General features: G+C 62.0%; 23 protein-coding genes. 13 read left to right on the forward strand and 10 right to left on the reverse strand.

All coding sequences use genetic code 11. The features are described 5' to 3' along the window. Nucleotides 1–34 precede the first annotated feature (34 nt). The 11 genes from CWC48_RS19335 to yegS all read left to right on the forward strand — a co-directional run bounded on the left by CWC48_RS19335 (nucleotide 35) and on the right by yegS (nucleotide 10,637). Nucleotides 35–409, forward strand: a complete 375-nt coding sequence (locus tag CWC48_RS19335) for a chemotaxis response regulator CheY (RefSeq protein WP_015885173.1) — start codon at nucleotides 35–37, stop codon at nucleotides 407–409. An 18-nt stretch (nucleotides 410–427) separates the two neighbouring features. Then, complete coding sequence (locus CWC48_RS19340) at nucleotides 428–1,216, forward strand: protein phosphatase CheZ (RefSeq protein ID WP_078049605.1); 789 nt, start codon at nucleotides 428–430, stop codon at nucleotides 1,214–1,216. Nucleotides 1,217–1,227: 11 nt separating this feature from the next. Beyond that, on the forward strand, nucleotides 1,228–3,432 hold the full coding sequence (locus CWC48_RS19345) for a chemotaxis protein CheA (RefSeq protein ID WP_100492405.1): 2,205 nt from the start codon (nucleotides 1,228–1,230) through the stop codon (nucleotides 3,430–3,432). A 48-nt stretch (nucleotides 3,433–3,480) separates the two neighbouring features. Next, the gene (locus CWC48_RS19350) at nucleotides 3,481–4,611 is read left to right on the forward strand and encodes a chemotaxis response regulator protein-glutamate methylesterase (RefSeq protein ID WP_028617312.1); all 1,131 of its coding nucleotides are present in this window, start codon (nucleotides 3,481–3,483) and stop codon (nucleotides 4,609–4,611) included. After that, complete coding sequence (locus CWC48_RS19355; protein ID WP_033900785.1) at nucleotides 4,611–5,351, forward strand: flagellar motor protein; 741 nt, start codon at nucleotides 4,611–4,613, stop codon at nucleotides 5,349–5,351. Before CWC48_RS19350 ends, CWC48_RS19355 begins: the two co-directional genes overlap by 1 nt. Nucleotides 5,352–5,366: 15 nt before the next feature. Further along, on the forward strand, nucleotides 5,367–6,254 hold the full coding sequence (motD, locus tag CWC48_RS19360) for a flagellar motor protein MotD (protein ID WP_078049602.1): 888 nt from the start codon (nucleotides 5,367–5,369) through the stop codon (nucleotides 6,252–6,254). A gap of 51 nt (nucleotides 6,255–6,305) precedes the next feature. Beyond that, nucleotides 6,306–7,094, forward strand: a complete 789-nt coding sequence (locus CWC48_RS19365) for a ParA family protein (RefSeq protein ID WP_016976611.1) — start codon at nucleotides 6,306–6,308, stop codon at nucleotides 7,092–7,094. Continuing rightward, nucleotides 7,094–7,888: a CheW domain-containing protein gene (locus CWC48_RS19370; protein ID WP_078049601.1), complete on the forward strand. Its 795-nt coding sequence runs from the start codon at nucleotides 7,094–7,096 to the stop codon at nucleotides 7,886–7,888. The genes CWC48_RS19365 and CWC48_RS19370 overlap by 1 nt, the downstream gene beginning before the upstream one ends. 80 nt (nucleotides 7,889–7,968) lie before the next feature. Then, nucleotides 7,969–8,451 carry a chemotaxis protein CheW gene (locus CWC48_RS19375; RefSeq protein WP_010564003.1) on the forward strand — a complete coding sequence of 161 codons (483 nt, stop codon included), beginning with the start codon at nucleotides 7,969–7,971 and terminating at the stop codon, nucleotides 8,449–8,451. Next, nucleotides 8,452–8,844, forward strand: coding sequence for a DUF2802 domain-containing protein (locus CWC48_RS19380; RefSeq protein WP_100492406.1), 393 nt, complete (start codon nucleotides 8,452–8,454; stop codon nucleotides 8,842–8,844). 872 nt (nucleotides 8,845–9,716) lie between these two features. Continuing rightward, complete coding sequence (gene yegS / locus CWC48_RS19385; protein ID WP_078049599.1) at nucleotides 9,717–10,637, forward strand: lipid kinase YegS; 921 nt, start codon at nucleotides 9,717–9,719, stop codon at nucleotides 10,635–10,637. On the opposite strand, the gene CWC48_RS19390 is transcribed toward yegS, so the two are convergent. The 3 genes from CWC48_RS19390 to CWC48_RS19400 all read right to left on the reverse strand — a co-directional run bounded on the left by CWC48_RS19390 (nucleotide 10,596) and on the right by CWC48_RS19400 (nucleotide 12,964). Then, entirely contained in the window at nucleotides 10,596–11,255 is a 660-nt protein-coding gene (locus CWC48_RS19390) for a response regulator transcription factor (RefSeq protein ID WP_078049598.1), read from the reverse strand. The genes yegS and CWC48_RS19390 overlap by 42 nt on opposite strands. After that, on the reverse strand, nucleotides 11,252–12,145 hold the full coding sequence (locus tag CWC48_RS19395) for a sensor histidine kinase (protein ID WP_100492407.1): 894 nt from the start codon (nucleotides 12,143–12,145) through the stop codon (nucleotides 11,252–11,254). The genes CWC48_RS19390 and CWC48_RS19395 overlap by 4 nt, the downstream gene beginning before the upstream one ends. A gap of 369 nt (nucleotides 12,146–12,514) precedes the next feature. Beyond that, nucleotides 12,515–12,964: a hypothetical protein gene (locus CWC48_RS19400; RefSeq protein ID WP_177409497.1), complete on the reverse strand. Its 450-nt coding sequence runs from the start codon at nucleotides 12,962–12,964 to the stop codon at nucleotides 12,515–12,517. 540 nt (nucleotides 12,965–13,504) lie between these two features. Here CWC48_RS19400 and CWC48_RS19405 point away from each other — a divergent pair. Together CWC48_RS19405 and CWC48_RS19410 are read left to right on the forward strand one after the other, a co-directional pair. Beyond that, nucleotides 13,505–14,440, forward strand: a complete 936-nt coding sequence (locus CWC48_RS19405; RefSeq protein WP_078049596.1) for a chemotaxis protein CheV — start codon at nucleotides 13,505–13,507, stop codon at nucleotides 14,438–14,440. 39 nt (nucleotides 14,441–14,479) lie between these two features. Further along, complete coding sequence (locus tag CWC48_RS19410; protein ID WP_100492408.1) at nucleotides 14,480–15,286, forward strand: MOSC domain-containing protein; 807 nt, start codon at nucleotides 14,480–14,482, stop codon at nucleotides 15,284–15,286. A 65-nt stretch (nucleotides 15,287–15,351) separates the two neighbouring features. On the opposite strand, the gene CWC48_RS19415 is transcribed toward CWC48_RS19410, so the two are convergent. From CWC48_RS19415 to CWC48_RS19445, 7 genes are all read right to left on the reverse strand, one after another. After that, entirely contained in the window at nucleotides 15,352–15,636 is a 285-nt protein-coding gene (locus CWC48_RS19415) for a pyrimidine/purine nucleoside phosphorylase (RefSeq protein ID WP_034107898.1), read from the reverse strand. A gap of 180 nt (nucleotides 15,637–15,816) precedes the next feature. Continuing rightward, nucleotides 15,817–16,359 (reverse strand): exonuclease domain-containing protein, encoded by a 543-nt coding sequence (locus tag CWC48_RS19420; protein ID WP_078049594.1) that lies wholly within the window; start codon nucleotides 16,357–16,359, stop codon nucleotides 15,817–15,819. A 73-nt stretch (nucleotides 16,360–16,432) separates the two neighbouring features. Continuing rightward, the gene (locus CWC48_RS19425) at nucleotides 16,433–18,316 is read right to left on the reverse strand and encodes an acetyl/propionyl/methylcrotonyl-CoA carboxylase subunit alpha (protein ID WP_100492409.1); all 1,884 of its coding nucleotides are present in this window, start codon (nucleotides 18,314–18,316) and stop codon (nucleotides 16,433–16,435) included. Nucleotides 18,317–18,531: 215 nt separating this feature from the next. Further along, entirely contained in the window at nucleotides 18,532–19,293 is a 762-nt protein-coding gene (locus CWC48_RS19430) for an enoyl-CoA hydratase/isomerase family protein (protein ID WP_100492410.1), read from the reverse strand. Then, nucleotides 19,290–20,447 (reverse strand): citronellyl-CoA dehydrogenase, encoded by a 1,158-nt coding sequence (gene atuD / locus CWC48_RS19435; RefSeq protein WP_100492411.1) that lies wholly within the window; start codon nucleotides 20,445–20,447, stop codon nucleotides 19,290–19,292. Before atuD ends, CWC48_RS19430 begins: the two co-directional genes overlap by 4 nt. 45 nt (nucleotides 20,448–20,492) lie before the next feature. Then, nucleotides 20,493–22,109, reverse strand: coding sequence for a geranyl-CoA carboxylase subunit beta (gene atuC / locus CWC48_RS19440; protein WP_100492412.1), 1,617 nt, complete (start codon nucleotides 22,107–22,109; stop codon nucleotides 20,493–20,495). A 3-nt stretch (nucleotides 22,110–22,112) separates the two neighbouring features. Then, nucleotides 22,113–22,985: an SDR family oxidoreductase gene (locus CWC48_RS19445; RefSeq protein ID WP_100492413.1), complete on the reverse strand. Its 873-nt coding sequence runs from the start codon at nucleotides 22,983–22,985 to the stop codon at nucleotides 22,113–22,115. Nucleotides 22,986–22,995 lie beyond the last annotated feature (10 nt).

The raw sequence follows: 22,995 nt of genomic DNA on the forward strand, positions 1-22,995 counted from the left end.
TTAAGACTGCTTGGAGGTCGAATTGGACAAGAACATGAAAATCCTCATCGTTGATGACTTCTCAACGATGCGGCGGATCATAAAAAACCTGTTGCGTGACCTTGGGTTCACTAACACGGTCGAGGCGGATGACGGCATTACGGCGATTCCGATCCTCAACAGCGGGAGCATCGACTTTCTGGTAACGGACTGGAACATGCCGGGCATGACCGGCATCGACTTGCTGCGCCACGTGCGCGCTGACGAAAAGCTGCGCAGCCTGCCTGTGCTGATGGTGACCGCCGAAGCCAAGCGTGAGCAGATCATCGAAGCCGCCCAAGCCGGGGTTAACGGTTACGTGGTCAAGCCATTCACTGCCTTGGCCTTGAAAGAGAAGATCGAAAAAATCTTCGAACGCATCCACGGCTAATGCCATCGCGGGGGAGCTATGGAGCATAAAGAAACGTCACAGGGAGACTTCGAGTCGACCCTGAAAAAGCATGCTCATCAGTTGGTCGACAGCCTTGAGAAAGGCCAGTTCGGCGACGCGGTGCAGTTAATCCATGAGCTCAACCAGACCCGTGACCGCGGCCTGTACCAGGAAGTGGGCAAGCTCACACGCGAGCTGCACAGTGCGATCGTCAATTTCCAGATTGACCCGCATATGCCCCAGGCCGAAGAAATTTCGCAAATCACTGATGCCACCGAACGCCTGTCCTACGTGGTCAGGCTGACTGAGGCGGCGGCCAACCGCACCATGGACCTGGTGGAAAACGCCACGCCCCTGGTCAACGGCATGGCCAATGAAGCCCAGGCCCTCAGCGTTGACTGGGGCCGCTTCATGCGCCGGGAAGTGGGGGCTGAAGAGTTTCGAGAATTGGCGCGTCGGGTCGACGGGTTCTTGTCACGCAGCGAGCAGGAAAACCGCACGGTTTCCAGCAACCTCAACGACATTCTGCTCGCTCAGGATTACCAGGACCTCACCGGCCAGGTGATCAAGCGTGTGACCCAGTTGGTCACCGAAGTGGAAAGCAACTTGCTCAAATTGGTGCTTATGGCAGGCCAGGTTGACCGCTTTGCCGGCATTGAACATGACCGCGAAGCGATCCTCTCGGAAAAAGATCCACAAAAACATCTCGCCAAGGGTGAAGGTCCGCAGATTCATGCCGATAAACGTGAAGACGTTGTGTCAGGTCAGGATGACGTAGATGACCTGTTATCCAGTTTAGGCTTCTAAGGAGCACCCACATGAGCTTCGGCGCCGATGAAGAAATCCTTCAGGATTTCCTTGTAGAGGCCGGCGAAATTTTAGAGCAACTGTCCGAACAACTGGTCGAGCTGGAAAGCCGCCCGGATGATGCGAACCTGCTCAATGCAATTTTTCGCGGTTTTCACACTGTAAAAGGGGGCGCCGGCTTCCTCCAGCTCCATGAGCTGGTGGAGTGCTGTCACATCGCCGAGAACGTGTTCGACATCCTGCGCAAGGGTGAGCGGCACGTCGACTCGGAACTGATGGACGTGATTCTCGAAGCGCTGGATGCGGTCAACGGCATGTTCAGCGAAGTGCGCGAACGTGCCCCGATCACCGCGGCCACCCCGGAACTGCTGGCCGCGCTGGCGCGCCTGGCAGAACCTGCCGACACCTCGGCTGCGCCTGTGGTGGAAGCCGCGCCGGAGCCCGTGGCGCAAGCCGAGCCGGATGTGACCGACAGCGAGTTCGAACAGCTGCTCAACTCCCTCAGTGCCGTGAAGGCCGAGGCAGAGGCGCCGGCGGCTGCCGTCGCGGCACCGACCAGCGAAGACATTACCGACGCTGAGTTCGAGTCCCTGCTCGATCAGTTGCATGGCAAAGGCCAGTTTGCGGCCGATGCTGTCGCACCGGTTGCTGCTGCAGAGGCGCCTGCCGCCAGTGCCAGCACCGACATTACCGACGACGAATTCGAAGCGTTGCTCGACCAACTGCATGGCAAGGGCACCTTCGTGGCCGACGCCTTGCCGGAAGTCGCCGCCACGGCTGCGGCGCCTGCCGCTGCCAATGCAGCACCGGCGGGCGACGGCCTGATCTCCGATCACGAGTTCGAGTCCCTGCTGGACGAATTGCACGGCAAGGGCAAGTTCAGCGAAGTGGCCCCGGCCGCAGCGGTCGCGTCCGCTGCACCGGTGGCCGCCAAAGCCGCAGCGCCGGCCCCGGCCGCCAAGCCAGCTGCCACGCCAGCCGCAGCGCCAGCACCGGCTCCGGCGCGTGCCGCTGCAGCACCGGTGGCCGAGAAGCCTGCCAGTGAAGCCGAAACCACCGTGCGGGTTGATACCGCACGCCTGGACGACATCATGAACATGGTCGGCGAACTGGTACTGGTGCGTAACCGCCTGGTACGCCTGGGCTTGAGCAGCGGCGACGAAGCCATGCAAAAGGCCGTGTCGAACCTCGACGTGGTGACCGCCGACCTGCAGACCGCCGTGATGAAAACGCGGATGCAGCCGATCAAGAAAGTCTTCGGCCGCTTCCCACGCCTGGTTCGCGACCTGGCGCGTCAGCTGAAGAAAGAGATCAACCTGGAACTGGTGGGTGAAGAAACCGACCTCGACAAGAACCTCGTCGAGGCCCTGGCCGACCCGCTGGTCCACTTGGTGCGCAACGCCGTCGACCACGGCGTGGAAACCCCGGAAGAACGCGAAGCCTCGGGCAAGTCGCGCAACGGCAAGGTGATCCTGGCCGCCGAGCAAGAAGGCGACCACATCCTGCTGTCGATTACCGACGACGGCAAGGGCATGGACCCGGCCGTATTGCGCAACATCGCGGTCAAGCGTGGCGTGATGGACAAGGACGCCGCCGACCGCCTGACCGACACCGAGTGCTACAACCTGATCTTCGCTCCGGGGTTCTCGACCAAGACCGAGATTTCCGACGTGTCGGGCCGCGGCGTCGGCATGGACGTGGTGAAGACCAAGATCAGCCAGCTCAACGGCTCGATCAACATCTACTCGACCAAGGGCCAGGGCTCGAAGATCGTGATCAAGGTGCCGTTGACCTTGGCGATCATGCCGACCCTGATGGTGATGCTGGGCAACCAGGCTTTCGCCTTCCCGCTGGTCAACGTCAACGAGATCTTCCACCTCGACCTGTCGCGCACCAACGTGGTGGACGGCCAGGAAGTGGTGATCGTACGCGACAAGGCGTTGCCACTGTTCTACCTCAAGCGCTGGCTGGTGGCATCGGCCAAGCACGAAGAGCAGCGCGAAGGCCATGTGGTGATTCTCTCCGTGGGCACCCAGCGGATCGGCTTTGTCGTCGATCAACTGGTTGGCCAGGAAGAAGTGGTCATCAAGCCTTTGGGCAAAATGCTGCAGGGAACCCCGGGCATGTCGGGTGCGACCATCACCGGTGACGGTCGGATCGCGCTGATTCTCGATGTTCCGAGCATGCTCAAGCGTTACGCCGCTCGGCGTATTTGATTCTGGTGGGGCAGGGCGGTAGTGCCCGCCCCGCCTAACGGAGTGTTTATGGCAGTCAAGGTCCTGGTGGTGGACGATTCGGGTTTCTTCCGCCGCCGCGTCTCGGAAATTCTTTCCGCCGATCCAACGATCCAGGTGGTCGGCACGGCCACCAACGGCAAAGAGGCGATTGATCAAGCCATTGCGTTGAAACCGGACGTGATCACCATGGACTACGAGATGCCGATGATGGATGGCATCACGGCAGTTCGGCACATCATGCAACGCTGCCCGACCCCGGTGTTGATGTTCTCCTCGCTGACGCACGAAGGCGCCCGGGTCACCCTGGATGCGCTGGACGCTGGCGCGGTGGATTTCCTGCCGAAGAATTTCGAAGACATCTCGCGCAACCCCGAGAAGGTCAAGCAAATGCTGTGCGAGAAAGTGCACAGCATTTCGCGCAGTAACCGTCGCAGCCTGTTCAGCGCGCCAGCGCCGACGCCTGCACCGGTTGCAGCACCGGCTGCACCGACGTCATCGTTTGCTCGTCCAGCGCCTGCGCCGGTTGCACGGCCTGCCGTGGCGCCGGTTCGCGCTGCTGCGCCTGCGACTGCCCATTCGCCTGCGCCGAAGCGCAAGGCCTACAAACTTGTGGCTATCGGCACGTCCACGGGCGGCCCGGTGGCCCTGCAACGCGTATTGACCCAACTGCCGGCCAACTTCCCGGCGCCGATCGTGTTGATCCAGCACATGCCCGCGGCGTTCACCAAGGCATTCGCCGAGCGCCTGGACAAGCTGTGCCGCATCAGCGTCAAGGAAGCCGAGGATGGCGACATCCTGCGTCCTGGCCTGGCGTTGCTGGCGCCGGGTGGCAAGCAAATGATGGTGGACGGCCGTGGCGCGATCAAAATCCTGCCGGGCGATGAGCGCCTGAACTACAAACCCTGCGTGGACATCACCTTTGGTTCGGCGGCCAAGTCCTACGGCGACAAAGTTCTGGCGGTGGTCCTCACCGGCATGGGCGCCGATGGCCGTGAAGGCGCGCGGCTGCTCAAGCAGGGCGGCAGCGCAATCTGGGCCCAGGACGAAGCCAGCTGCGTGATCTATGGCATGCCCATGGCCATCGTCAAGGCGGACCTGGCCGACGCCGTCTATAGCTTGGACGACATCGGCAAGCATCTGGTGGAGGCCTGCCTCTGATGGATGTATTGAGCCTGATCGGCATCATCATGGCGTTTGTCGCGATCATCGGCGGCAACTACCTCGAAGGCGGTCACCTCGGCGCATTGGCCAACGGCCCGGCAGCGTTGATCGTGATTGGCGGTACCGTGGGCGCGGCGTTGTTGCAGTCGCCCATGAGCTCGTTCAAGCGCGCCATGCAGATTCTGATATGGATCATTTTCCCGCCTCGCGTGGACCTGCCAGGTGGCATTGATCGCGTGGTCAACTGGAGCCTCACCGCGCGCAAGGAAGGCCTGCTGGGCCTGGAGGGCGTGGCTGACGCCGAGCCGGACAGCTACGCACGCAAAGGCCTGCAATTGCTGGTGGACGGCGCCGAACCGGAAGCGATCCGCAGCATCCTGGAGGTGGATTTCTACACCCAGGAAAGTCGCGACATCAACGCCGCCAAAGTCTACGAAAGCATGGGCGGCTACGCGCCGACCATCGGCATCATCGGTGCGGTGATGGGCTTGATCCACGTGATGGGCAACCTCGCCGATCCGTCGCAACTGGGCAGCGGCATTGCCGTGGCATTTGTCGCCACCATCTATGGCGTGGCGAGTGCCAACCTGGTGCTGTTGCCGGTGGCCAGCAAGCTCAAGTCGATTGCCATGCGCCAGTCGCGTTACCGCGAGATGTTGCTGGAAGGCATCCTGTCGATCGCCGAGGGTGAGAACCCACGCTCCATCGAATTGAAGCTCCAGGGCTTCATGGATTGATGGGAGAGATCGATTATGAGCCGGCGCCGTCGCGAGCCTGAAGAACACGTCAACCACGAGCGGTGGCTGGTGTCCTATGCGGACTTCATCACCTTGCTGTTCGCGTTTTTCGTGGTGATGTACTCCATCTCGTCGATCAACGAAGGCAAGTACAAAGTCATTTCCCAGGCGCTGATCGGCGTGTTCAACGATGCCGACCGCGCCCTCAAGCCGATCCCCATCGGCGAAGAACGACCCAAGACCGTGACGCCGGCCAAGCCGTTGGTCAACGACAGCGATGAAACCGCCGCTGGCGTGGGCGGCACCAGCGACCCGCTGAAAAGCATCGCCGATGACATCAGCGCCGCGTTCGGCGATTTGATCAGCTCCAACCAGATGACCGTGCGTGGCAACGAGCTGTGGGTGGAGATCGAGCTGAACTCCAGCCTGCTGTTTGCCAGTGCCGATGCGATGCCCAGTGACCAGGCGTTCACTATCATCGACAAGGTGGCGGCGATCCTGCGGCCGTTCGAGAACCCGATCCACGTGGAAGGCTTTACCGACAATTTTCCGATCAGCACCGCGCAGTACCCGACCAACTGGGAGCTGTCTTCGGCACGTGCCGCGAGCATCGTGCGCATGCTGGCGATGCAGGGTGTGAACCCTGGGCGCTTGGCGTCGGTGGGGTATGGCGAGTTCCAGCCGGTGGCCAATAACGCCACGGTGGAGGGGCGCGCACGTAACCGTCGGGTGGTGCTGGTGGTCTCGCGCAACCTGGATGTGCGCCGCAGCCTGACCGGCACCGGTACCGCCAATGCAACACCGGATGCCGCCTTGAAGCGGGCTGGCACACAAACTGCACCGCCCCCTGTAAAACCGCCGGTTCGTCAGAGCGCCGTCAATTCTCCGTCGCCGGCTCAATAACCTTATGCAATGTCTCGGTCGCGCCTGTGCCTGCCGGGAGGAACCAACCGAATGAGAGTCTGGGCAGTTGCCAATCAAAAGGGTGGGGTCGGTAAGACCACCACCTCCATCGCCTTAGCCGGCTTGCTGGCCGAGGCGGGCAAGCGCGTGGTCGTGGTGGACCTGGACCCTCACGGCTCCATGACCAGCTATTTCGGCTACGACCCGGATGCGCTGGAACACAGCAACTACGACCTGTTCCTGCACAAGGGCAGCGTGCCGGCCGACTTGCCGGGGCAACTGCTGCTACCCACCAGCAACGAGAGTATTTCCCTACTGCCCTCCAGCACCGCCCTGGCCACCCTTGAGCGCCAGTCGCCGGGGCAGAGCGGGTTGGGCCTGGTGATCGCCAAGACCCTGGCGCAACTGTGGCAGGACTTCGACTACGCCATCATCGACAGCCCGCCGTTGCTGGGCGTGTTGATGGTCAACGCGTTGGCGGCCAGCCAGCAGTTGGTGATCCCGGTGCAGACCGAGCACCTGGCCGTCAAAGGCCTGGAGCGCATGGTCAGCACCCTGGCAATGATCAACCGTTCGCGCAAACAGGCGCTGCCGTTCAGCATCGTGCCGACTTTGTTCGACCGCCGCACCCAGGCATCCCTCGGCACCCTGCGTGTGTTGCGCGATGCCTACCCGGATACCATCTGGAACGGCTACATCCCGGTGGACACACGCCTGCGTGACGCCAGCCGCGCCGGCCTGGCGCCGTCGCAGTTCGACCCGAAAAGCCGAGGCGTACTGGCCTACCGCGCGTTGCTCAAGCACCTGCTGTCCCAGCAACTTGTGGCGCAGGTGGCGTGATGAACCGTCCCGTAGAACTCAAGACCCGGCCGCAACTGGCACTGGAATCCTACCTGGATGCCTTGCTGCAGGATGCGACCGCGGAAGAATTGCCGGAACCGATCCTGGTGCTGGAGCCCGCTGTAGAGCCGGAAAGCACGCTGGATGAATTCCAGTTGGCCGTTCTGGAAGAGCAGGCCCGCGACGCGCAGGTTGTGCCGGTTGCCCCGGTCATCGTGCCGATCGCGCCGGCAGTGGTTGCGCCCGTGGTGGTCGAGCCGGTGGTGGAAGTGCACCTGCCACCGAGCATCACCCCGCCGCCGGTGACTGGCGATGGGCGTCCGAGTTGGGCTGCCGAGCCGTTCGAATGCCTGCTGTTCGATGTCGCCGGGTTGACCCTGGCGGTACCGCTGGTGTGCCTGGGCTCGATCTACTCCCTGGAAGGTCAGGAACTGACGCCGCTGTTCGGGCAGCCGGAGTGGTTCCTCGGCATCCTGCCCAGCCAGGCGGGCAACCTCAAAGTGTTGGATACCGCGCGTTGGGTCATGCCCGACCGCTATCGCGACGACTTCCGCCAAGGCTTGCAGTACGTGATCTCGGTGCAGGGTTATGAGTGGGGGCTGGCGGTGCATCAGGTCAGCCGCTCGTTGCGCCTGGACCCGAACGAAATCAAATGGCGCAGCCACCGGGGCCAACGGCCTTGGCTGGCGGGCACCGTGATCGAACATATGTGCGCGTTGCTCGACGTCGCCGAACTGGCCGAGTTGATCGCCAGTGGCGCGGTCAAGGCGATGCCACAGAACAAACGCAGTTGATTGAACAATAAGGGCCGCATGCGAATGCGGTCAGCGAAGCACACACGCCGTGTCATGCGGCATTTGAAGGGGTCAGGGGTATGAATAAGTCAGCGTCCGCACAAGGTTTGGATGATCCGATCCTGCAATGGGTTACCTTCAAACTGGACAACGAGTCCTATGGCATTAACGTGATGCGCGTGCAGGAAGTGCTGCGCTACACCGAGATCGCCCCGGTGCCGGGTGCGCCGAGCTACGTGCTGGGCATCATCAACCTGCGCGGCAACGTGGTGACGGTGATCGACACCCGCCAGCGTTTTGGCCTGGTACCGACTGAGGTCAACGACAACACGCGTATCGTGATCATCGAAGCCGACAAGCAAGTGGTCGGGATCATGGTCGATAGCGTGGCGGAAGTGGTGTACCTGCGCCAATCGGAAGTGGAAACCGCACCGAATGTGGGTAACGAAGAGTCCGCCAAGTTCATCCAGGGCGTATGCAACAAGAACGGCGAACTGCTGATTCTGGTTGAGCTGGACAAGATGATGAGCGAAGAAGAATGGTCGGAACTGGAGAGCATCTGATTGTTCTTTGAGGCCGCGGTGATTGTCCTGGCCCTGTTGTGGGCCGGGACCCTGGCGTTCCTGCTGCGCTATGTGCGCCAGCAGCGCGAATTGTTCCTGCAGCAGGCCGAGCGTGATGTGGTGCGTGACCGGCGCATTCTGGAGTTGGTCAAGCGGGTTGATCATTACCAGCAGAGTGCGGTGAAGGTGGGGGATGAGGTGCATGAACTGCGTGCCATCCTTGCGCCGTTGCCCGACAAGCTGGCGCAGATTGAGCAGCGGGATCCGTCGAGCCTTTCGTTTGCGCAGGCGGCGAAGTTGGTGGGGATGGGGGCTACGGTGGATGAGCTGACGCAGTCATGTGGGTTGACGCAGGCTGAAGCGCAACTGATGAGTAAGTTGCATAAGAGTTGATTGGGTTGTGAGTACATATCCGTTGCTGCGGTGACGGCTGGTATTGGTTCCGCCCTTACGGCGGCTCACTTTTGAAAAGCGCAAAAGTAAGCAAAACGCTCTTGCCCCAACACTCGGCACCTCGCTTAGGCTCGGTGTGCCCTCACTCCGGCTTTGGAGCGTGGGCCGCCGCGATGGGCCATCCTTGGCCCAGCGCGGCTAACCCGGCGTCCTGCCGGGTTACCCACGCTCCAAAGCCTGCGTTCGGCCAGCGTGTTTAACGGGGCGCCTCAGATCAAGATCAAGAGCGACTCGCTTCGCATCGTGGATACGCGGTCGCTTGTAGGAGCCGGCTTGCCGGCGAAAAACGTGAGACCGCCGCGTTCATCCAGACACCCCACGTCATCGTTAACGACCATCGCCGGCAAGCCGGCTCCTACAGGACCGCGTTGGCTTTTGCCTTTGCTTCACACCACTCAAGCCGGCTGTCAGGCCGCTGTGCTCTTGCTCTTGATCTTGATCTTGATCTTGATCTTAGGCGCCCCGTCAAACACGCTGGCCGGAATTCGGCAGGGATTTGGGGGGTAAACCGGCAGGGATGCCGGTTTAGCCGCCCCGCGCCATGGATGGCGCGTGGCGGCGGCCCCCCAAATCGCTGTCGGATTACGGGCATACCGAGCCTAGGCGAGGTACCGAGTGTTGGGGCAAGAGCCTTTTGGTTACTTTTGGGCTCTTTTCAAAAGTGACCCGCCGTAAGGGCGGAACCAATACCCGCCGTTACCCAAAAAACGGATATGCACTCAATCATCCAATTTTTTTCCCATCCAATGGCTTTTTTCTCCCCGCCCAAGGTCCACATCCTCCAAGCACCCTTGAATCAGGAGATTCCCGCAATGACCACCCCCAAAGCCCTGTTGATCCTCCACGGCAAGCAAGCCCTCAACGAGGACGTCCGCACCGCCGTGCAGGCCCGGCGCGAGCAGGGCGGCGAGTTGGCGGTGCGGGTCACCTGGGAAGGCGGCGACGCCCAGCGGCTGGTCAACGAAGCCCTCACTGACGGCTACACCCATATCATCGCCGGTGGCGGCGACGGCACCCTGCGCGATGTGGCCGAAGCCATGGCCCAGGCCAAGACCGACGCCAGCCTAGTGTTGATGCCCCTGGGCACCGCGAACGATTTCGCCAAGGCCGCCGGCGTGCCGCTGGAGCCTGCCCAGGCCCTGGCACTGCTGGACGTGCCACCCAGGGCCATCGACCTGGGCCAGGTCGGCGGGCAGATCTTCCTCAATATGGCGACCGGCGGTTTCGGCAGCCAGGTCACTGCCAACACCTCCGAAGACTTGAAAAAAGTCCTGGGTGGCGCCGCCTACCTGTTCACTGGCTTGACGCGGTTCAGTGAGTTGAAGGCCGCCTACGCCGAGCTGGATGGCCCCGATTTCCACTGGAAAGGCGAGCTGCTCGCCCTGGGGATCGGCAACGGTCGCCAGGCAGGCGGTGGGCATGAGCTCTGCCCTGGCGCCATGGCCGATGACGGCCTGCTGGACGTCAGTATCCTGCCGGCCCCCCAGGAAGTGGTCGGTACATTGCGCGAGTTGATGAACAACGGCTGGGGCCTGGACACCATGTTTGTCCGCGCGCGCCTGCCGTGGGTGAATATCAAGGTCGCGCAAGGGCTGTATATCAACCTCGATGGGGAGCCGCTGGAGGGTGATGACCTGCACTTCGAAGCCTTGCCTCAAGCCTTGCGCGTGCACCTGCCGGTGGATTCGCCGTTAGTCGTCCAGGCTGATGATCTGCTCGCGCACCGCGAATAGCACCAGGCCCGCCACGTCGAAAATCTGCAGGCGCTTCATGATCTGCGAGCGGTGGGCTTCCACGGTCTTGATGCTCAGGCCCAGGCCGTGGGCGATTTCCCGCGTGGACTTGCCGCGCACGATCAGGCGCAGGATCTCCAACTGCCGCGCCGTGAGGTTGTGGCTGTGGCCGGCGGGGGTGGTGGGCCCCTGGCTGCGCACCAGCGCCTGGTTGATCACGGTGTGGGCAATCGCCGGGCTCAGGTAGCGTTCGTTGTTGCGCAAGGCCAGCAGTGCGTGTTCCAGCTCGTTGGCGGTGGTGTCCTTGAGCAGGTAGCCATGGGCGCCGGATTCCAGCGCGCACATGATCAGTTCCGGGTCGGTGTGCATCGACAGGATCAGCACTTTGCTCTTGGGGTAGACGCGCTTGAGCTGCTGCAAGGCATCCAGGCCGCCGGTGTGTTTCATCGACAAGTCCAACAGCACGATATCCGGCAGCAGGGCGCTGAACTGCTCCAGCAACTGCGCGCCATCGCTGGCTTCGCCTATCACCGTGTAGCCGGGAATGTCCTGGACCAGCGCGCGAACGCCGGCCCGGATCAGTGCGTGGTCATCCACCAGGAGTAATTTGCAGGTCACTCGAGAACCTTAGGGGAACTGGCCCGTTCGAGGGCGCGCGGCGCCCAGGGGAAAAGCGCTTCGATCCGTGTCCCTTTGCCTGGCTGGCTACTGACGGATAATGAACCGCCAAGCTGATCAGTCCGCTCGGACATGCCGGCCATGCCCCGTTGGCCTTCCAGGCCTGGGTTGATGGCTGGCGAAAAACCCTGCCCGTCATCGCAGATAACCAGCGACAGGCCCTCGGGCAGGCGTTGCAGGCGTACCAGCAGGTTGCGCGCCTTGGCGTGGCGCAACATGTTGGTCACGGCTTCCTGGGTGATGCGAAAGGCCGCCACGGCCATTTCTTCCGGGATGCCGGTCAGCCGTTGCTGGCATTCCAGGCTCCAGTGAATCGGAGTGTTTTCCAGGGTCTTGAGCAGGTGCGCGCGCAGGCTGGCTTCCAGGCCCAGGCTGGCCAACTGGCGAGGGTTGAGGATGGCGGAGACGTCGCGCACCTTGGCCAGGGTTTCATTCAGGGTGTTGCACAGCACTGTGCATTGGCTTTGCAGGTCTTCGGGCAGGCGGCGCTTGAGCCATTCGCTTTGCAGTTTGGCGGCGGTGAGCAGTTGGCCGATATCGTCATGCAGTTCGCGGCTGAGGCGGTGGCGCTCGTTCTCCTGCACTTGCAATAGGCGGTCGGCCAGTTCCTGGGGTTGGAACTTGATGGACTTGCGCGAGCGCCATTGTTGCAGGCCGACCACCACCAGGGTGGCCAGGTTGAGCACGATCACCAGCAATGGCAGCGGCTCGGAACGGGTGTAGGCCCACAGGCCGAGCAGCAGCGAAGCAAGGCACAGGGCAAGGATCAAACGGCGTGCATTGCTGCGGGACGCGAACCTGGCGATGAGGGGCTTGAGACTGGCGTACATAGCGGATGGAGCCAATGAAGGTTCGCTGCGGGAAGACCGGTCACGGCGGCTGACTGGGCTCTGTTTGGAATGCGTTATCGAATCGTTTTTATGCATGATGAAGTTGAGTCACTTCGAGCGGGGCATAGTACCACCACTGTTACCGTTGGTCGCCTGGTGCGGTGCCTTGCAGGATTAATAACCGCGCAAATGCTCCGGGCGGTATTCCCAGAGTTCATGAAGTGGGGAAGTTATATTATTTCTGCAAGGTTGTATCGTTATTACCGTTAATGGCTAATTGATATCTTTGCCCGCGCGACTCAATTCAACTCGATTAATGGTGGGGTCGTTTTCAGACAACTTCAGTTTAAATACGACATGGATATTCACTCAAGACGTGTGATGCAAGCGCTGCTGCGGTTTATAACTGAAATCTTTTTGCGGAATCTGCAACGTAACCGTTGCAATCAATGTCGCCTGCTCACTCTCATCCATACCCAGTTCGCCGGTGCGGGTGTCGATGAGTTCCAGTTGCCATGCCAATAAAGTCAGGCACGCATGCAAGGCATCCAGCGCCTGATCATGCAGTTGCATGGGGCTGGCGGCGTTGGCGATCAGGTACTGGATATGCCGGGAAAACTCGCTGATTGCCTGCAGGGCCAGGCTGTCGGCCTTCTCGGCCAGTTTGGCCAGGCTGGACTTCATGCAGTCGATGGCGTCGCTGTCGTCGCGAATCAGGTGCAAATGGCTCAAGCACTCTTCCGACTTGGCCAGTAGCCTTTCCGCTTCCAACAAAAACTCGGGAAGTGTGGTCTGCCATTCATTTGCGCTGTTCATCATGCAAGTCTCCACAACATAAGGTCGGGTGATGAGATGTCGCACCGGGTGAATGGCTTAAAAGTAGCGCTGAAATATGACTGGGATCTGTAGGTCGCTTCTGAGTTTTCAGTAGGACGCTTATTAGAGTGGCGGCAACGGCGGTGCGCTGCCCTCATGAGCGGGGTCAGTTGCACACCTTCAATGGCCGACATCTGTATGTCTGGAAGGCCTGCGGGCCGAGGGCTTGGGATGGCAAACAAAAGCCTGACTCCATTCATGCATTGAGAATGGCGTCACATTAATGGCTATTAGATATTGCGAATATCAGGTTGGGCCTGATTGTGCCTAGGGGAATCCCTTACATAGCGGAACCTTGCGTCGAATTGAATGTCGCGCAACGTCGCTATACCGCCATCTGGAGTGGCCAGCGCAGTAAACCATGATGTCAGTGTGACATCAATGAATTTACGTGGCATTTTACCAGGGTCAAGGTCTGGCGTTCGCCGCCGATAACCAGGCTTATGTGAACCGCACAATTCCTCAGCGCAACAGGAGCTTTTAATGGCCGGCATTCTCGACACGGTAGATCAACGCACACAGCTGGTGGGTGAGAATCGCCTGGAGATCCTCATGTTCCGCCTGGCCGGGCGCCAGTTGTTCGCGATCAACGTGTTCAAGGTGCAGGAAGTGCTGCAACTGCCCAAGTTGACCTTGATGCCGCAACGTCATCCGTTCGTGTGCGGCGTGGTCAACCTGCGTGGCCAGACCCTGCCGGTGATCGACCTGTCCCAGGCGATTGGCATGCGCCCGCTGGTGCCGGGCCCCAACAGCACCATTATCGTCACCGAGTACAACCGCTCCGTGCAGGCGTTTTTGGTGGGCGGCGTTGACCGCATCGTCAACATGAACTGGGAAGCCATCCTGCCGCCGCCGGCCAGTGCCGGTCGCCAGCATTACCTCACGGCCATCAGCAAGGTCGACGACCAGTTGGTGGAAATCATCGACGTGGAAAAAGTCCTGGCTGAAATTGTGCCGTACAACGCCAAGGTCTCCCGCGAGAAACTCGAAGACCCGGTGCTGGAGCGCGCCCGTGGCCGTGAAGTGCTGCTGGTGGATGACTCCAACGTGGCCCTCTCGCAATTGCGCGACACCCTCGGCCAACTGGGCGTGAAGATGCACATTGCCAGCGACGGCCTCAAGGCACTGAACATGCTCAAGGCCTGGGCCGACAGTGGCCAGGTGATGACCGACAAGCTGCTGATGATCTTCACCGATGCCGAAATGCCTGAAATGGACGGCTACCGTCTCACCACTGAGATCCGCAACGACCCGCGCCTGCGCAAGCTGTATGTGGTGCTGCACACCTCTTTGTCGGGCAGTTTCAATGACTCGATGGTGAAGAAGGTCGGCTGCGACAACTTCCTGTCCAAATTCCAGCCCGACAAGCTGGTGGATGTAGTGCGTCAGCGTCTGATGCTGGACGAAGTGCCCGCTTGACCTTAGGGTGACGGCTTTGCCCCTCAGGAATGCAGGCCCATGCTTCGTCTCAGCGCGTTGTACCGTTACCCCTTGAAGTCCGGCAAGGCCGAAATAGTGCAGCAGGTCGGCCTGGATAAGCTTGGGGTGGACGGCGATCGACGCTGGATGCTGGTGGATGAGGCCAGCGGGCGTTTCCTCACGCAGCGTGCCGTGGCCAAGATGAGCCAACTCTCGGCCCTGTGGAACAGCCAAGGCGGGCTCACCCTGAGTTCGCCAGGCTACACGCCGTTGGACGTGGCGTTGCCTGGTAGCGACGCTCAATTACGCGGTGTGACCATCTGGCGCGACACCTTGCGTGTGCCCGACGCCGGCGACGAGGCCGCGGCCTGGGTCAGTGCCTTTATCGGCAAACCGACGCGCCTGGTGCAGATCCCCCTCGAACGCGCCCGCACCACCGAAGCCGGTTATGGCAAAGATGACGATCAAGTTGGGTTCGCCGACGGCTACCCGCTGCTGGTGATCGGCCAGGCCTCGCTGGATGACCTGTCGCAACGCATCGGCCGCCCCATGGAGATGCTGCGTTTTCGTCCCAACCTGGTGATCGAAGGCGGCGAAGCTTTTGCCGAGGACGGCTGGAAACGCCTGCGCATCGGTGATGTTGAGTTTCGGGCGGTCAAGCAGTGCTCGCGCTGCATCCTCACCACCATCGACCCGCAGACCGGCGAACGCAGCGCCGACCGCGAACCCTTCGCGACGCTGGAGGCCTACCGCAAGACTGAAAATGGCGCGATGTTCGGCCAAAACCTGGTCAACGATGGCGTGGGTCGCCTGGAAGTCGGGATGCCGGTGACGATTCTTGAGTAATTTCCCGCGCCCATAAAAAAGCCCGTCTCCTGCGAGACGGGCTTTTTTTTGCCTGTGGCTGACCCTTAGCCGCGGTATTCGCACAGGTAAGCGGTGTCCACGGCGACCTTCAGCTGGAACTTGCTGTTGGCCGGTACGTTGAACTGGCTGCCGGCGGCGAAGGTTTCCCACTCGCTGGCGTCAGGCAGCTTGACGGTCAGGGCACCGGACACCACGTGCATGATTTCACGCTGGGCGGTGCCGAACTCGTATTCGCCGGGGGCCATGACGCCGATGGTCGCCGGACCTTCTGGGGTGCCGAAAGCGATCGACTTGACGGTGCCGTCGAAGTACTCGTTGACTTTGAACATGGGCGAATCCTCGAAAAGTGAGTAAAGGCTTCACGCACCCTGTAGGCGCCGGCTTGCCGGCGATGGCATTCGCTTGTGCGATGCCCGGCATGCGGGCCTCATCGCCGGCAAGCCGGCGCCTACAGGGAATGCAGATTACGGAAATAGGTCGGCCAGTATGCCCAAGCCTTGGGGAGCTGCCTAGACCGGCAGAATCAGCGGCAGCAGGCGCGCGGTGTTGCGTGCATCCTCCAGCGCCCGATGTTGCTGGCCATGGAACTGCATCCCCGCCAATTGCAGGGCGCCGTTGAGCCCCAGGGGCTTGTCCAGGCGCCGGGCCTTGGCGAAGCGCTGTTTGAGGTTCACATGGGGTGTCTGGGCGAGTGCACTGGCCAGGCCATGACGCTGCCACTCCAACTCCAGCTGCTTGCGATCGTAATCACCCCAGCTGGCCCAACCTTCCAGGCGCGCCTGATGCTGGCCCAGCCAGCGTTCGAACAACGGCCACACCTCGGTGATCGGCGCGGCGGTATCGATGTTCGCTTGGGTGATGTGGGTCAATTGGCGACAAAAGGGCGTCAGCAATGGCCGGCGCAGCGGTCGCACAAAGCGCTGGAAGTGATCCAGCTCGCGGCCCTGGCGGTTCACCAGGCTCGCGCCGATCTCGATGACTTCCATCTCCGTCACGGGCCAGCCGCCTTCATCCGTTGTGGCTTCAAGGTCAATAATCAGCCAATGGGGCATCGCGCAGGTTCCCGTTCTCTTCCCTTTCTGTTGGGGATAGAGCGTAGCCCGGCCCTGTAGTTCCGCCTAGGGGCTAGACGATCTCCAGTAAAACCTGACGATTGCGCACTTGATCGCCCGTGGCCACCTGCACGCCCTTGATCACACCGTCGATACCGGCCGTCAGCGGATGCTCCATTTTCATGGCTTCGAGCACCAGCAGCAGTTGGCCTTTGGTGACGCTGTCGCCGGCGCTGACCCGCACATCGACGATCGCACCGTCCATTGGCGCCTTGACCGTGCCGCTGCTGGCGTTGGCCTGGCGGCTGGCGATGTGCTGGCTGCGGTCGACCACGGTGAGGCCGGGTAGCCACAGTCGGTTGGCTTCGAGGTGATAGGCAACGCGACGGCGGATACCCTTGGACACCCAGGTGGCGAAGCGACCGTCGATGGTGAGGGGCAGGGGCTCGGTACTGACGGTGTGGAGCTCGCCGTTGACCTCGAGCCGGTAGCTGCGGGACGCGCTGGCGTTGTTGCGCCATCCGGCCAGGGCTTGGGGATGCTGGTGTGCGCTGTGTGCGTAAAACAGTGCGGCGGCCAGGCTGAGTTGTTCTGCTGAGGGGGGCTGGGGCTGGATTTCGCTGAAGTGTCGCGCGATAAACCCAGTGCTGAAATCGCCAGCAATAAAGTCCGGGTGCTTGAGCAGGGCGGCCAATAGCTGCCGATTGGTCTGCAGGCCCAGCAATACCGTGTCTTCCACCGCCCTTAGCAGTTTACGCCGCGCCTCTTCGCGGGTGGCGCCGTGGGCGATGAGCTTGCCGAGCATCGGGTCGTAGAACGGGCTGATGCACTGGCCTTGCACCACACCATGATCGATGCGTACACCAGTCGCCGGTTCCCAGCGCAGCACTTCGCCGGTTTGCGGCAGGAAGCCTTGGGCCGGGTCTTCGGCGTACAGGCGCACCTCGATGGCGTGGCCGCTCAGGGTGACGTCCGCCTGCGTCAGCGGCAGTGGCTGGCCGGCGGCGATCTGCAGTTGCCAATCCACCAGGTCGAGGCCGGTGATCAGTTCGGTCACCGGATGTTCCACTTGCAGGCGCGTGTTCATTTCCAGGAAGTAGAACCGACCGTGGCGGTCGAGCAGGAATTCCACGGTGCCGGCGCCGACGTAGTTCACCGCACGTCCGGCCTTCAAAGCAGCTTCGCCCATGGCTTGGCGCAGCTCGGGCGTCATGACAGGGCAGGGGGCTTCTTCGATGACTTTCTGGTGGCGGCGCTGGATCGAGCAGTCGCGCTCACCGAGGTAGATCAGGTGGCCGTGGCTGTCGCCGAACACCTGGATTTCGACGTGGCGCGGGTCGATCAGCGCTTGTTCGAGGATCAGTTCGTCGCTGCCGAAGGCGTTTTTGGCTTCCGAGCGGGCGGTGTGCAGGTTGTCCAGCAGGTCTTTCGATTGGTGTACGAGGCGCATGCCGCGACCGCCGCCGCCGGCGCTGGCCTTGATCATCAGGGGGTAGCCGATGCGGTCGGCTTCCTGTTGCAGGGTGGTGTCGTCCTGGGCGCTGCCCTGGTAGCCGGCGATGCAGGGAACGCCGGCTTCGAGCATGGCGAGTTTGGACAGGCGTTTGCTGCCCATCAGTTCGATGGCCTCGACGCTCGGGCCGATAAAGGTGAGGTTGGCGTGTTGGCAGGCGCGGGCGAAGTCGGGGTTTTCGGAGAGGAAGCCGTAGCCGGGGTGGATGGCGTCGGCGCCTGTTAGTTTGGCGGCGTTGAGGATGGCTTCGATGTTGAGGTATGACTGGTGGACGGGGGCCGGACCGATGTGCACGGCTTCGTCAGCCATCTGCACATGCAGGGCTTGGGCGTCGGCTTCGCTGTAGATGGCCACAGTGCGATAGCCTAGGGCCTGGGCGGTGCGCTGGATGCGGCAGGCGATTTCGCCGCGGTTGGCGATCAGGATTTTTGTTAGCTGCGGCATTGCTGCGGTCCTCGGGTACATATCCATTTCCGCGGTAACGGCTGCTGGCGGTTCCGCTCTTACAGCGGGTTACCCACGGATTCAAGCCTGCGTTCGGCCAGCGTGTTTGACGGGGCGCCCAAGATCAAAATCAAAAGCGCGGCGGCCTTAGAGCCGACCGGTTTGTACGTGCCGTACTCGGTCCAAATGTGGGAGCGGGCTTGCCCGCGAAGGCGTCATCTGCACCACTTCGGTTTCCGCTTCTGCACAAACGCCTGCGTCCCCTCAATCCCTTCCTCACTCCTCACGGCCTCGGCAAACCACTGCGCTCCGCGATCCAGCACCGTTTCAAGCGGTTCATCCACACTCGCGAGCAGCAGCGCTTTGGTCCGTGCATTAGCGCCTGGCGCACACTTCAGTACCTGGCTCAACACTTCATCCAATCGTTCTGCCAGCGCCTGCGGATCGCGCTCGGTAAAGTGCACGACCCCCAGTCGCTCGGCCTCTACGCCATCAAAGCGCGCGGCGGTCAGTGCCAAGCGGCGTGCCTGGGTCAGGCCAATTCGCTTGACCACAAACGGGGCAATCTGCGCCGGCAACAAGCCCAGGCTGGTTTCCGGCAGTCCGAATTGCGCTTGGTGATCGGCGATGGCGATATCGCTCACGCACGCCAGGCCAAAACCGCCGCCCAGCACCGCGCCTTGCAGCACCACGATCACCACTTGCGGCACCGCTTCTACTTCTTGCAGCAAGGTGCCGAATGCGCGGTTCAGCGCCTGGAGTTGATTGCCCGCCGTGACCAGGTCTTTCACGTCCGCCCCGGCGCAAAAGTGCCCGCCCGCGCCGCTGATCACCACGGCCCGCGTCTGGCTGTCCAGCTGCGCCAGCACGCTGCGCAGTTCATTGACCATTTCCAGGCTCATCGCATTGCGGCATTCCGGGCGGTTTAGGGTGATGTGCAGCACACCGTTGTGCGGTTCGAGCAGCAGGGTGTTCATGATTTTTTCCCCGGCAAGGTGCCCATCAGTTTGCAGATGATGCCCAGCATGATTTCGTCGGCGCCGCCGCCGATCGAGACCAGGCGCACATCGCGATAGGCGCGGGCCACCGGGTTGTCCCACATGAAGCCCATGCCGCCCCAGTATTGCAGGCAACTGTCGCTGACTTCGCGGCCCAGGCGGCCCGCCTTGAGCTTGGCCATGGAAGCCAGGCGAGTCACGTCCTGGCCTTTGATGTATTGCTCGGTGGCCTGGTAGACCAGCGCGCGCAGGCATTCGATTTCGGTGGACAGTTCGGCCAGCCGGAAGTGAATCACTTGGTTGTCGATCAGCGCCTTGCCGAAGGTCTGGCGCTCCTTGCAGTACTCGATAGTGCTGTCGATGCAATGCTCCAAGCCCTTGATCATGTTGGCCGCGCCAAACAGGCGTTCTTCCTGGAACTGCAGCATCTGCATCATGAACCCCGCGCCTTCGTGGCCAATGCGGTTGCGCTGCGGTACGCGCACGCCGTCGAAGAACACCTGGGCGGTCTCGGAACTGTGCATGCCGAGCTTTTCCAGGGGCGGGCTGACACTGATGCCGGGGGTGTTCATCGGCACCATGATCAGCGACTTGTTGATGTGCGGCTTGTCGTCGGAGGTGTTGGCCAGCAGGCAGATGAAGTCGGCGCTGGGCGAATTGGTGATCCACATTTTGCTGCCGTTGATCACGTAGTCGTCGCCGTCCTTGCGCGCATGGGTTTTCAGCCCGGCGACGTCGGAGCCGGCGCCGGTTTCCGAAACACCGATGCAGCCGACCTGCTCGCCGCTGATGGCCGGGCGCAGGAATTCATCGCGCAGTTCATCGGAGCCGAAGCGGGCGAGGGCGGGGGTGCACATGTCGGTCTGCACGCCGATGGACATGGGAATACCGCCGCAGCGGATGGTGCCGAACTCTTCGGCGGCGACGATGGAATAGCTGTAGTCCAGGCCCATGCCGCCGAATTGCTCCGGCTTGGATATGCCCAGCAGGCCGAGGTCACCGGCCTTGCGAAGGATCTCGTGGATGGGGAAGCGCCCGGCCTTTTCCCACTCGTCGACATGGGGGTTGATCTCGCGGTCGACGAAGGCGCGGACGGTGCGGCGCAGTTCCTGGTGTTCCTGGGTGAAGATCATTTTTATTGTGCTCCTTATCGCGACGCGGGGCGTCTCGGGCGAACGTTAGAGACGCGCCACGCCAAAGCTGTTGGGCTGCAACGCCCGCACTTCGGCCTCATGGCAGATATCCAGCAAAAAGCCGAGCAATGTGCGGGTATCCCTGGGATCAATCAGCCCGTCATCCCACAGGTTCGCACTGCCGTAGAGTGCAGTGGATTGGCTGTCGAGCTTCTGCGCGGTGACCTGTTCCAGCATGTCCAGGACCTTAGGGTCTGGCACCAGGCCGTCCTTCAACTGCTTGGCCTCGGTGACGATGCGCAGCACCTTGCCCGCCTGGGCACCGCCCATCACCGCCGTGCGGCTGTTGGGCCAGGCGAAAATGAAGCGTGGGTCCAGGCCGCGGCCGCACATCGCGTAGTTGCCGGCGCCGTAGGAGCCGCCCACCACCACCGTGAGTTTAGGCACTCGCGCATTGGCGACCGCCTGGATCATCTTCGCGCCGTGCTTGATCACCCCTTGCTGCTCCGATTCGGTGCCCACCATGAAGCCGGTGGTGTTGTGCAGGAACACCAGCGGCGTGCGGCTCTGGTCGCACAGCTGGATAAATTGCGCGGCCTTGCTCGCGCCCTTGGGCGTGATGGGGCCGTTGTTACCGATCACACCGACCGCGCGCCCCTGGATGTGCAGGTGGCCGCAGACAGTGTGGGCGTCGAACTCGCCCTTGAATTCAAGAAAGTGCGAGCCGTCGGCCAGGCGCGCGAGGATCTCGCGGACGTCGTAGGGTTTTTTCGGGTCATCCGGGATCAGGCCCAGCAGGTCTTCGATGGGGTACAGCGGCTCTGCATAAGCCCGCTTGGTCGCAGGCGGCAGGTGATCATTCCAGGGCAGCAGGCTGACAATCTCGCGGGCGATGCGCACGCCGTCGGCGTCATTTTCCGCCAGGTACTCGGCGGTGCCGGCGGTTTGTGCGTGCATCTCGGCGCCGCCCAGTTCTTCATCGGTCGCCACTTCGCCGGTCGCGGCTTTAAGCAGCGGCGGGCCGGCGAGAAACAGCTTGGCCCGGCCGCGCACCACCACCACGTAATCCGACAACCCTGGCTGATAGGCGCCGCCGGCCGTGGCCGAGCCATGCACCACGGTGATCTGCGGCAACCCCATGGCTGACAGGCGCGCCTGGTTGGCGAAGCTGCGCGCGCCTTCGACGAAAATCTCGGCGGCATAGTTGAGGTTGGCGCCGCCGCTTTCGGCGAGGGTCACCACCGGCAGTTTGTTCTCCATGGCGATCTGTTGCAGGCGCAGGGATTTCTTCAGGCCGGAGGGGGAAATAGTACCGCCCTTGATCGCGCTGTTATTGGCCACCACCAGCATGCGCACGCCGCTGACGTAGCCGATGCCGGCGATCAACCCACCACCGGCGGCGCTGCCGTCCTTGTCGTCGTGCAACTTGTAGCCGGCCAGGCTGGCCAGTTCCAGGAACGGTGCGCCGGGGTCCAGCAGCAGGTTGAGGCGCTCGCGGGGCAGCAGTTGGCCGCGCTTTTCGAACTTGGCCTTGGCTTCCTGCGCCTTGGCGAGCAGGTTGTGTTCCAACTGCTGAAGCTGGGCGATGGCCGCCAGCATGGCTTCGCGGTTTTGCGCGAACTGGGCGCTGTGGGTGTCGATCAAGGATTCAATCACCGGCATGGTCTATTGCTCCGTCTTGAGCACATCGGGCAGGTAAGCGCGGTGGAAGCCATTGAAGGGTTCGCTCGGCGACTGCGCCTTGTGCAATGGCCAGGCGCGGCTGCCCAGGCTGGCGGCACCGTCGATGCGCAAGGTGCTGCCGCTGATAAAGGCGGCGGCGGGGCTGAGCAGGAACACGATCGCCGCGCTGACTTCCGACTCGGTGCCAATGCGTTTGAGCGGCACGTGTTCGCGCAAGGTCGGAATCACCGCCTTGAAGGCGCCTTCGTAGGTGTCCATGCCACTGGAGGCGATCCATCCCGGCGCCACGGCATTCACGCGGACGCCGGCATAACCCCATTCAAAGGCGGCGGTCTTGGTGACGTTGTCCATGCCGGCACGCGCCGCGCCTGAGTGGCCCATGCCGGGCATGCCGCCCCACATGTCGGCGAGCATGTTGACGATGGCGCCGCCGTGCTTGCTCATGGATTGGTTGAACACTTCCCGGGCCATCAGGAAGCCGCCAACCAGGTTGGTGCGCAGCACGGTTTCGAAGCCTTTTTGATTGATCGCGGCCAGCGGCGACGGATATTGGCCACCCGCATTGTTGACCAGGCCGTGGATCGGGCCATGCGCCTGAATGATGTGTTTGACCAGCGCCTTGATCGCCTCTTCATCGCGAATGTCGCACACCTGCCAATCGGCGGTGCCGCCGTCTTCGGCGATCTCAATCGCGACGTTTTGCAGTTTCTCTGCCTTGCGCCCCACCAGGATCACGTGAGCGCCGAGGGCCGCCAGTTCATGGGCGGTGCAACGGCCAATGCCGCTGCCGCCACCGGTGACTATCACGGTTTGCCCCTGGAACAGATCGGCTTTGAAGATTGAGTCGAAGGCCACGGCAAGGCTC

This window comes from Pseudomonas sp. S10E 269 (assembly GCF_002798465.1).
Lineage (GTDB): Bacteria > Pseudomonadota > Gammaproteobacteria > Pseudomonadales > Pseudomonadaceae > Aquipseudomonas > Aquipseudomonas pergaminensis.